This window comes from Caulobacter sp. ALps2 (assembly GCF_058681635.1).
Map to the genome: position 1 here is coordinate 4,595,328 of NZ_CM178743.1, position 9,931 is coordinate 4,605,258.

Sequence of the window (9,931 nt, forward strand, 5' to 3'; positions counted from 1 at the left end):
GCCCCGAAAGGCCCTGAATCATTCCCACTCGATCGTGCCGGGCGGCTTGCTGGTCACGTCGTAGACGACCCGGTTGACGCCGCGCACTTCATTGATGATGCGCGTGGCCGTCTTGCCCAGGATCGGCCAGGGGAATTCGAAGAAATCGGCGGTCATGCCGTCGGTCGAGGTGACCGCGCGCAGGGCCAGGACGTTCTCATAGGTGCGGGCGTCGCCCATGACGCCAACCGTCTTCACGGGCAGCAACACGGCGAAGGCCTGCCAGATCTGATCGTAGAGGCCGGCGTTACGGATCTCTTCCAGGTAGATGGCGTCGGCGTCCTGCAGGACCTTGACCTTCTCGGGCGTGATCTCGCCGGGGATGCGGATGGCCAGGCCCGGGCCAGGGAACGGGTGGCGGCCGACGAAGGCCGGGGCCAGGCCCAGCTCGACGCCCAGGGCGCGGACCTCATCCTTGAAAAGTTCGCGCAGCGGCTCGACCAGCTTCAGCTTCATGTAGTCCGGCAGGCCGCCGACATTGTGGTGGCTCTTGATCACCGCCGACGGGCCGCCACGGGCCGAGACGCTCTCGACGACGTCGGGATACAGCGTGCCCTGGGCCAGGAACTGCGCGCCGTCGATCTTGGCCGCTTCCTTGTCGAAGACCTCGATGAACAGGCGGCCGATGGTCTTGCGCTTGGTCTCGGGGTCGGAGACGCCGGCCAGTTCGCCCAGGAACATCTCGCCAGCGTCCACATGGACCAGCGGGATGTTGTAGTGGTCGCGGAACAGGGTGACGACCTGGTCGGCCTCGTTCTTGCGCAGCAGACCGGTATCGACGAACACGCAGGTCAGTTGGTCGCCGATCGCTTCGTGGATCAGGACGGCGGCCACCGAGCTGTCGACGCCGCCCGACAGGCCGCAGATCACCTTGCCGGTCCCGACCTGGTCGCGGATCTTCTGGACCATCTCCTGGCGGAAGGCGGCCATGGTCCAGTCGCCCTTCAGGCCGGCCAGGGCCAGGAAGTTCTTGTAGATCTTGCTGCCATTGACCGTGTGGACCACCTCGGGGTGGAACTGGACGGCGTAGATCTTCTTCTCGTCATTGGCGATGGCCGCGAACGGCGCGCCGGTCGAGGTGGCGATAACCTCAAAGCCGTCCGGGATGGCGGTGACGCGGTCGCCGTGGCTCATCCAGACGGTTTCCAGTTCGCCGACGCCGGCCAGGCCCTGGAACAGCGGACTCTGCTTGCCGATGGTCAGCTCGGCGCGGCCGAATTCGCCGGCGTGACCGCCCTCGACCTTGCCGCCCATTACATCGCACAGCAGCTGCTGGCCGTAGCAGACGGCCAGCATCGGCAGGCCCAGGTCGAACAGCTTGCGGCCGATGCGGGGGCTGTCGTCCTCCAGCACGCTGGCCGGGCCGCCCGACAGGATGATGGCCGTGGGCTTGTAAGTGTCGACCAGGTCTTCGGCCTTGTCGAACGGATGGATCTCGCAATAGACGCCGGCCTCGCGGACCCGGCGCGCGATCAGCTGGGTCACCTGGCTGCCGAAGTCGACGATCAGGACGCGCTGGTGGTGGGTTTCTGTGGTCATCGGCAAGTCTCCAGCGGTCTAGCGGTCAATCGGATCAGGGCGTGTACGAGGAGCGCTCAAGCACGGCGGCGAAGAAGCCGTCCGTTCCAGCGCGATGCGGGGTCAGGCGCAGATAGCCTTCGGGCGTGACGTGCTCGACGCCCTCCAGGGCGATCGGCTTCACGGTGAATTCGGGGTGGCGCTCGAGGAAACCGGCGACGCGGTCCTCGTTCTCGTCGACTAGCAGCGAGCAGGTGACATAGACCATGCGGCCGCCGACCTTCACGAAGGTCGAGGCGTCCTCCAGCACCGAGTCCTGTTCGATCTGGCGCTTGGCCAGTTGGTCGGGCGACAGACGCCATTTCGCATCGGGATGGCGGCGCCAGGTGCCGGCGCCGGTGCAGGGGGCGTCGACGAAGACCACGTCGATCTTGCCTTCCAGGCCCTTCAGCGGCGTGGCCTCGATCGGCGAGCGGATCTGCAGGTTGCGGACCCCTGCCCTCTGGCCGCGCCGGATGCAGTCAGCCAGGCGCCGGGCGTCGCTGTCGTGGGCGAAGATCTGGCCGGTGTTGCCCATGGCGGCGGCCAGGGCGAGCGTCTTGCCGCCCCCGCCCGCGCAGAAGTCCAGCACCTGCTTGCCCTTGACCTCGCCAGCCACGGCGGCGGCGATCTGTGAGCCCAGGTCCTGGACCTCGAACCAGCCCTTGGAGAAGGCCGGCACGGCCTCGACCGACGGCGTGCGATCGGCGGCGGCCGGCGGCGGGATGCGGAAGGCGTTGGGCAGGATCCCGGCCGGCGCGGCGTGGATTGGCGCCAGGGCCTTGGCGGCGCGCTCGGCGTCGGTCTTCAGGGTGTTGACCCGCAGGTCGACCGGAGCGCGCTCGGACAGCCCCCGCATCTCGACGGCCTGGTCAGCGCCGAAAGCCCGGACCAGGCGCTCTTCCAGCCAGTCGGGGTAGTCGCCGACGACTGGGGCCGGAGCCGTGTCCAACGAGACAGGATCGGCCAGGCGCTCGCGCTCGGCGTCGGTCAGGGCGCCGAAGCCATGCTCTTCCGAGGCCGCCTCGGCGATGCGTTCCGCCGTCCACTTCCAGGTGAAGGCCAACACGCCCAGCACGACGCCGCGCGCGCTCGTATCGCCCATCATCCAGCCCAGCGAGCGCTTGCGGCGCAGAGCGTCCAGCACCAGGCCCGAGACGAAGGCCCGATCCTTCGACCCGGCGTAGCGCGCGGTCTCGCCCCAGCGCTTCAAGGCCATCTTCACCGGAAAATGCCGCGCCTCGATCTCGGTCAGAACCTCGATCGCTGCTGAAACCCGTCCGCCGTCGCGCATCAGACCACCAGGGCCGCGAGCAACATCAAGATCCCGACCATCGAGGCGACCCAGGTCAAGCTGCGCACATAGGGCACGCCGAAGGCATAGAGCGGGATATAGGCGGCGCGCGCCGCCACATAGATCAGCGCGCCCAGGGAGGTGAGCTCGCCCAGGCGACCGCCGAGATAGTCGATCACCACCAGCGCCGCGAAGAACGGAAACGTCTCGCGGAAGTTGGCGAAGGCGCGTTCCAGGCGCCCCGCGACGCCGGTCAGCACGACCGGCTCGTCGCGGGGGCCCGTATTCCACTTCAAGCCGCGCTGAGGCTGGGCGGCCGCGGCCGCCCACAAGAGGTGGACGATCCCGATCAGGATCGCCACCGCCACCATCTGCAGCTCGAAGGCCATCCTCATCGCCTAGACCGCGCTCGGATAGTTCGGGGCTTCGCGCGTGATCATCACGTCGTGGACGTGGCTTTCACGCAGGCCGGCGCCGGTGATGCGCACGAACTTGGCGCGCTTCTGCAGCTCGGGAATCGTCGGCGCGCCGACATAGCCCATGGCCGCCCGCAGGCCGCCGACCAGCTGGTGCAGCACCGGCGAGATCGGGCCCTTGAACGGGGTCTGGCCCTCGATGCCTTCCGGCACGAGCTTGAAATTGTCCGTCACTTCCTTCTGGAAGTAGCGGTCGGCCGAGCCGCGGGCCATGGCGCCCACCGAGCCCATGCCGCGATAGCTCTTGTACGAGCGGCCCTGGTACAGGAACACCTCGCCCGGAGCCTCTTCGGTGCCCGCGAACATCGAGCCCATCATGGCGGTCGAGGCCCCGGCCGCGATGGCCTTGGCCAGGTCGCCCGAGTACTTGATGCCGCCGTCGGCGATGATCGGGGTGTTGCTCTCACGGCCGGCGCGCACGGCTTCCATGATCGCGGTCAGCTGCGGCACGCCCACGCCCGCGACGATGCGGGTGGTGCAGATCGAGCCCGGGCCGATGCCCACCTTCACCGCGTCGGCGCCGGCGTCGATCAGAGCCCGAGCGGCGTCGTAGGTGGCGATGTTGCCGGCCACGATCTGGACGCGGTTGGCTTCGCGCTTCAGGCGGCTGACCGCTTGAGCGACCTGGCTGGAGTGGCCGTGGGCGGTGTCGATGACGACGACGTCGACACCGGCGTCCACTAGACCCATCGAGCGCTCGAAGCCGGCGTCGCCGACGGTCGAGGCCGCGCCGACCAGCAGGCGCCCCTTGTCGTCCTTGGCGGCCAGGGGGTGAGCCTGGGCCTTCTCTATATCCTTCACCGTGATCAGGCCGACGGCGTGATAGCCCTCGTCGACCACGATCAGGCGTTCGATCTTGTGCTTGCGCAGCAGCTCGCGGGCTTCGACCTGGTCGACGCCCTCGCCGACGGTGATCAGGTTCTCGCGGGTCATGATCGCCGAGGCCGGGACGTTGGCGTCGCCCTCGAAGCGCATGTCGCGGTTGGTGACGATGCCGACCAGCTTGCCGCTGCCGCGCTCGACCACCGGGAAGCCGGAGATCTTGCGGCGGGCCGTGATCTCGCGGATCTCGGCCAGGGTGGTGTCGGGATGGATGGTCAGCGGATTGATGACCATGCCGCTTTCGTAGCGCTTGACCTCGCGAACCTGGTCGGCCTGCTCCTCGTTGGTGAGGTTGCGGTGCAGGATGCCCAGGCCGCCGGCTTGGGCCATCGCAATGGCCAGGCGGCTTTCGGTCACCGTGTCCATGGCGGCGGACACGAGCGGAATGTTCAGACTGATTTCACGCGTGAACCGGGTCTCGGTCGTCACCTGAGTGGGCATGACGTCGGACGGGCCGGGTTCGAGCAAAACGTCGTCGAAGGTAAGCCCTTCGCGAATCTCCATCGGAGTCTCCATTTTGCGGCGCGGATATAGCCGTGAGGGGGGCGGTTGTCGACCCGCCGCGGGTGCGAAATGGAGATGAATTTTTCAAGGGCGATATCCGGCGAGACCGGCTTGCCGATCCAAGGCCGATGGCGGATATTGGATCAAAAGGAGAACATCCATGGCGATCAGCGTTGATCTGGATCCGGAGCTGGAAGCCGCTATCGACGCGCTGACCGAGACGGGTCGATACGGATCGAGGATCGACGTGCTCCGCCAGGGCGTGCGGCTGTTGCAGGATCGCGAGACCAAACTGACGGCATTCCATGCCGCAATCGATGAGGGCTTGGCCGATATCGAAGCTGGGCGGACGGTCTCGATGGAAGACGCGTTCGCCGAGGTCGAAGCCGACCTGGACCTGCTGTTGGCTCGCCCCGCCGGCTTCGCCGAGGAATGAAGGTGATCTTCTCCGAGCGGGCTCGGCGCGATCTGCGCGCGATCGCCGCTTGGATCTCGAAGGATCGCCCGCTAGCGGCACAAAAGATCGCGGTGGGCCTGCGCGTCGCATGCGCAATGCTCGCCAAGCAGCCCTACGCCTACCAGTTCGCGGAAGGCCGCGAGGACAAAGGCGTAAGGCGTGCGCCGTACAGCCGCTATCTTGTCCTGTATCGGGCGGAAGCGAGCCACATCTCAGTCGTGCGCATCCTGGACGGCGCGCGAGACATCACCAACCTGCTCTAGTCCCGCCGCCCTTTGAACCCGGTCGCGACCAGGAACACCTCGGAGCTGTCCGCTCGGCTGGCCTTGGGCTTGTAGTGCTGAACCTTTTCGAAGTGCTTCTTGAGCCGGGCGATGACCTCGGCCGTCTCGCCGCCCTGGAAGGCCTTGGCGACGAAGGCGCCGCCGGGCTTGAGGACGTCAATGGCGAACTCGGCGGCGATCTCGATCAGGCCCACGATGCGCAGGTGGTCGGTCTCGCGGTGACCGACGGTGTTGGGGGCCATGTCCGACAGCACGACATCCGGCTGGCCATCCAGCAGCTCCAGGAGCTGGGCCGGCGCGTCTTCGGCGGTGAAGTCCATCTCGAGCAGGTGAGCCGGGGCGACCGGATCCACGGGCAACAAGTCGATCCCGGCCAGTTGGGTCACGCCGCGCTCGACGGCGATCTGCAGCCAGCCACCTGGCGCGCAGCCCAGGTCGATGACCTTCGCCCCCTTGTGGAAGAAGCGGAACTTGTCGTCGATCTCGCTGATCTTGAAGGCCGCGCGACTACGATAGCCAAGGGCGCGGGCCTTGGCCGAGAACGGGTCGTTGATCTGCCGCTCCAGCCAGGCCTGCTGGCTGGGCGTGCGGCCGTAGGCGGTCTTCAGGCGAGCCGGCTTGGCGCGGCCGCCTTCGTTGCCCCCGGCCGGCGGCTTGACCATACGCTTGCGGGGCGGTTCTTCATCGCTCATGCGGCTACCGGTTTCTTGGATGAGCCGCCGCGACGGCGCCGACGCGGGCGCTTCTGCTGGTCGGACATCAGGGACATCAGGAGCCCCTCTCTAAGCCCTCGGTCGGCGACACGCACGCGCGAACATGGCCACAGCTCCTGCACGGCCTGCAGGATCGCCGCGCCGGCCAAGACCAGATCCGCGCGGTCGGCGCCAATGCACGGCTCCAGGGCACGCTCGGCGGCGGTCAGACCTTGCAAGCGTTCGGACGCGGCTTCGCAATCGGTGCGGTTCATCCAGAGACCGTCCACGACGTTGCGGTCATAGCGCGGCAGGCCCAGATGCAGGCCGGCCAAGCTGGTGATGGCGCCGGAGGTGCCGACCAGATGCGCCCTGCCCTCGGCGAAGATCTCGCGCATGGGTTCGGCGTGCGGAAAGGTCTCTATCCGCGCCTTGACGTCCTCGACCATGGCCCGGAACCAGCCCGCGTCGGCGCGCTCGCCCTCGGGGAAACGCTCGGCCAGGGTGACGACACCGACGGGGATCGACAGCCAGGCCTTTATCGGCAGCTTCCAGGCCGCGAACTGGCGCGGCTTGGCGTCGAGGCCCCCGCCGTTCAGGTCCACCCACGACAGCTCGGTCGAGCCGCCGCCGACGTCGACCACCAGGGCCGCGTCCTGCTCGCGGTCGAATAGGCTCATGCAGCCGGCGACCGACAGCTGGGCTTCTTCTCGTGGACTGATGATCTGGAGCTTGAGGCCGGTCTCCTCATGCACGCGGCGCACGAAGTCGGGACCGTTGGTCGCGCCCCGGCAGGCCTGGGTCGCCACGGCCTTCACGCGGATCGCCTTGCGGCGGCGGATCTTCTCGGCGCAGACCTTCAAGGCCGCCAGCGAGCGTTCCATGGCCGCGTCCGACAGCTCGCCGGTCTGCGACAGACCCTCGCCCAGGCGCACGATGCGGGAATAGGCCTCGACGACGCGGAAGCCGCGCGGCGTGGGCGTGGCCACCAGAAGGCGGCAGTTGTTGGTCCCCAGGTCCAGCGCCGCGTAGCACGCGACCGACTCGTCCTGAGACCGCCGGCGCCGGCCTTGCGGAGCGGCGCCGGGCGCGCGCGGCGCCTCCGACATGGTCTCTACCTGTCTCGCAGGCGCCGCGAACGGTTGCGACGCCTCACTTCGAGTCGACCATAGCACGCCGTTCGCGCGCCGGAAGGCGCCGCCTTGTCTTCCGGGTTCGGAGGTCTCACCGTTCAGGATTCAGTCAGGTGGGCCTGCTATCCTTAACGCCATGAACTCTCGACTCGCCAAATTCGCGATCGGCCAGGTCGTCCGGCACCGCATCTTCCCATTCCGGGGCGTGGTGTTCGACGTCGACCCGGTGTTCGCCAATACCGAGGAATGGTGGCAGTCCATCCCCGAGGACATCCGGCCGACCAAGGACCAGCCGTTCTACCACCTGCTGGCCGAGAACGACGACAACAGCTACGTCGCCTACGTCTCCGAACAGAACCTGCTGCCCGACGACAGCGGCGAGCCGGTCGGCCATCCGCAGACGGCGGTGATCTTCGAGTCCTTCGATCACGGGCTGTACAAGCTTCGTCCCCGGATTTCTCACTAGACGAAACGTCTATCCGCCGGCCTGCCCTTTTGGCGCAAACTGCGAACAGCAATTGCGAAATTCGGGGCGTAGCGTCATCGCATGAGCGGAGATGGTTTTAGCAACGGGCCGCCCCCAGGCGCCCGACCCGACTGGACGATCGATCAGGGTTGGGAGAGCTACTCCCAGGCCGAGCACGACGTCTGGATCACCCTGTACGAGCGCCAGGCGCGGATGCTGCACGGCCGCGCCTGCGACGAGTTCCTGCGCGGCCTGGATGCGCTGGACCTGCACCGCACGGGCATCCCCGACTTCCATCGCATCAATGAGGAACTCCAGCGCCTGACCGGCTGGAGCGTGGTCGCCGTGCCGGGCCTGGTGCCCGACGACGTGTTCTTCGACCACCTGGCCAACCGCCGCTTCCCGGCCGGCCAGTTCATCCGCAAGCCGCATGAGCTGGACTACCTGCAGGAGCCGGACATCTTCCACGATGTCTTCGGCCACGTGCCGATGCTGACCGACCCGACCTTCGCCGACTACATGCAAGCCTATGGCCAGGGCGGACAGCGGGCCCTGGGTCTGGGCCGGCTGAAGAACCTGGCCCGCCTCTACTGGTACACGGTGGAGTTCGGCCTGATGAACACGCCGGCCGGCCTGCGCATCTATGGGGCCGGCATCGTCTCTTCGCGCACGGAATCGATCTTCGCCCTGGACGATCCCTCGCCCAATCGCATCGGCTTCGACCTCGAGCGGGTGATGCGCACCGACTACCGGATCGACGACTTCCAGCAGGTCTATTTCGTGATCGACTCGATCCAGACCCTGCAGGAGGTCACGCTGCGCGACTTCGCCGCCCTGTACGAGCGCCTGGCCGGTGCCAGCAACATCGGTGTCGCCGAGATCGTTCCCGGCGACACCGTCGTCACGCACGGGACCCAAGCCTATGCGAAGGCTGGCGGGCGTTTGGCGACCGCCTCGGCGGGCTGACCCTTCAGGCCGAACAGAATCCGCACGCCGGGGATGCGCCGCACGATCTCATAGGTGGCGAAACAGCCGGCGAAGGTCGCCACGACCAGGATCGCGCCTTCCAGGCCTTGGGGCAGGCCCAGCTTGGCAAGGTGATAGGCCATGACCACGATCAGGGTCTGGTGCACCAGATAGAACGGGAAGACGCCCAGGGTCAGGTAGCGCAGCGCCGGCCCTCCCTTGTTGGTCAGGTGCTTGGCCCCGAAGCCCAGAATGGCGACGATGGCGCACCAGGTGTCCGTCGCGAAAATGAAGCGCATCATCAGCTTCAGCTGCGGCGGCGGGACGGCGTCGTCGGCGCGATAGGTCCAGACATAGACGCTCCAGCCCGCCCAAGCGGCGACGGCCAGGGCCAGCGCCGGCCATCGCACGGCGATCAGCCGATCACGCAGCGCCTCGGACTTGGCCAGGCCAAAGCCCAGCAGGAAGGCGCTGAACGAGACCGCGTGGACATAGTGGTCACCGACCAGGGCGTGGGTCTCGCCGTACTTGGCGTAAAGCGTCGCGCGCAGCATGCCCAGGAACAGGATCGGCCAGGCGAAGAGGCCAACGCCCTTCAGCGTCCACTCGGCGGCCTTCTGGATGTGCGCGCCGGCCTTCTTCCAGGCCAGCAGCATGACGGCCAAGACCAGGGTGTAGAATAGCAGATAGGCCACGAACCACATGTGGTTCCAGGTCGGGGTGGTCAGGCACTCGCCGTCGGTCCCGCACCAATGGCCCTGGGCGGTGGCGTAGCGGACCCAGAAGTTGTCGACCGACAGACCGCTGTTGGGATGCAGGGCGATGTACTCGACCACCTGGTAGTAGGACTGCGGCGGCACGATCACGAACATGGCGAACAGCAGCGGCGGCAACAGCCGCGCGATCCGAGCCCAGGTCAGTTTCCCGACCGGCGTCTTGTCGGCCATGAACCGCGTCGCGGCGCCCGAGACCAGGAACAGCAAGGTCAGTCGCCAGGGGTTGGTCATCAACATGAACGGCATCAAGCCATCGACGGGATGCGGGGTCTTCACGTGCCACTCCCAAGGCACATAGAACATGCCGGTGTGGTACAGGATCAGCAGGAAGAATGCGCCGACCCGAATCCAGTCGAGGTCGTGGCGCCGGTCGAGGGGTAAGGCGGTCGTGGTCATGAAGGGGCG

At 67.2% G+C, this 9,931-nt stretch carries 11 protein-coding genes; 4 read left to right on the forward strand and 7 right to left on the reverse strand.

The window, feature by feature from the left end:
- Positions 1–18: 18 nt before the first annotated feature.
- Genes guaA through guaB form a run of 4 tightly spaced genes read right to left on the reverse strand, consistent with a single transcriptional unit; the run spans position 19 to position 4,752 of the window.
- Entirely contained in the window at positions 19–1,578 is a 1,560-nt protein-coding gene (gene guaA / locus ACW173_RS21580; RefSeq protein WP_492082077.1) for a glutamine-hydrolyzing GMP synthase, read from the reverse strand.
- A 34-nt stretch (positions 1,579–1,612) separates the two neighbouring features.
- On the reverse strand, positions 1,613–2,890 hold the full coding sequence (locus ACW173_RS21585; protein ID WP_492082078.1) for an RsmB/NOP family class I SAM-dependent RNA methyltransferase: 1,278 nt from the start codon (positions 2,888–2,890) through the stop codon (positions 1,613–1,615).
- Positions 2,890–3,285, reverse strand: a complete 396-nt coding sequence (locus ACW173_RS21590) for an MAPEG family protein (protein ID WP_492082079.1) — start codon at positions 3,283–3,285, stop codon at positions 2,890–2,892. The genes ACW173_RS21585 and ACW173_RS21590 overlap by 1 nt, the downstream gene beginning before the upstream one ends.
- A 3-nt stretch (positions 3,286–3,288) precedes the next feature.
- A complete protein-coding gene (guaB, locus tag ACW173_RS21595; RefSeq protein ID WP_492082080.1) occupies positions 3,289–4,752 on the reverse strand; it encodes an IMP dehydrogenase in 1,464 nt (487 codons plus the stop codon).
- A gap of 160 nt (positions 4,753–4,912) precedes the next feature.
- On the opposite strand from guaB, the gene ACW173_RS21600 reads away from it, so the two are divergent.
- The gene (locus ACW173_RS21600; RefSeq protein ID WP_492082081.1) at positions 4,913–5,188 is read left to right on the forward strand and encodes a type II toxin-antitoxin system ParD family antitoxin; all 276 of its coding nucleotides are present in this window, start codon (positions 4,913–4,915) and stop codon (positions 5,186–5,188) included.
- The gene (locus ACW173_RS21605) at positions 5,185–5,472 is read left to right on the forward strand and encodes a type II toxin-antitoxin system RelE/ParE family toxin (protein ID WP_492082082.1); all 288 of its coding nucleotides are present in this window, start codon (positions 5,185–5,187) and stop codon (positions 5,470–5,472) included. Before ACW173_RS21600 ends, ACW173_RS21605 begins: the two co-directional genes overlap by 4 nt.
- Here ACW173_RS21605 and ACW173_RS21610 read toward each other — a convergent pair.
- Together ACW173_RS21610 and ACW173_RS21615 are read right to left on the reverse strand one after the other, a co-directional pair.
- On the reverse strand, positions 5,469–6,185 hold the full coding sequence (locus ACW173_RS21610; protein ID WP_492082083.1) for an RlmE family RNA methyltransferase: 717 nt from the start codon (positions 6,183–6,185) through the stop codon (positions 5,469–5,471). The genes ACW173_RS21605 and ACW173_RS21610 overlap by 4 nt on opposite strands.
- The gene (locus ACW173_RS21615) at positions 6,182–7,294 is read right to left on the reverse strand and encodes a Ppx/GppA phosphatase family protein (RefSeq protein ID WP_492082084.1); all 1,113 of its coding nucleotides are present in this window, start codon (positions 7,292–7,294) and stop codon (positions 6,182–6,184) included. Before ACW173_RS21615 ends, ACW173_RS21610 begins: the two co-directional genes overlap by 4 nt.
- A gap of 160 nt (positions 7,295–7,454) precedes the next feature.
- On the opposite strand from ACW173_RS21615, the gene hspQ reads away from it, so the two are divergent.
- Both hspQ and phhA read left to right on the forward strand, forming a co-directional pair.
- Positions 7,455–7,784 carry a heat shock protein HspQ gene (gene hspQ / locus ACW173_RS21620; RefSeq protein WP_291873144.1) on the forward strand — a complete coding sequence of 110 codons (330 nt, stop codon included), beginning with the start codon at positions 7,455–7,457 and terminating at the stop codon, positions 7,782–7,784.
- Between the two features lie 81 nt (positions 7,785–7,865).
- Complete coding sequence (phhA, locus tag ACW173_RS21625; RefSeq protein ID WP_492082085.1) at positions 7,866–8,750, forward strand: phenylalanine 4-monooxygenase; 885 nt, start codon at positions 7,866–7,868, stop codon at positions 8,748–8,750.
- Here phhA and ACW173_RS21630 read toward each other — a convergent pair.
- Positions 8,705–9,922 carry an acyltransferase family protein gene (locus ACW173_RS21630; RefSeq protein WP_492082086.1) on the reverse strand — a complete coding sequence of 406 codons (1,218 nt, stop codon included), beginning with the start codon at positions 9,920–9,922 and terminating at the stop codon, positions 8,705–8,707. The genes phhA and ACW173_RS21630 overlap by 46 nt on opposite strands.
- Between the last annotated feature and the right edge of the window lie 9 nt (positions 9,923–9,931).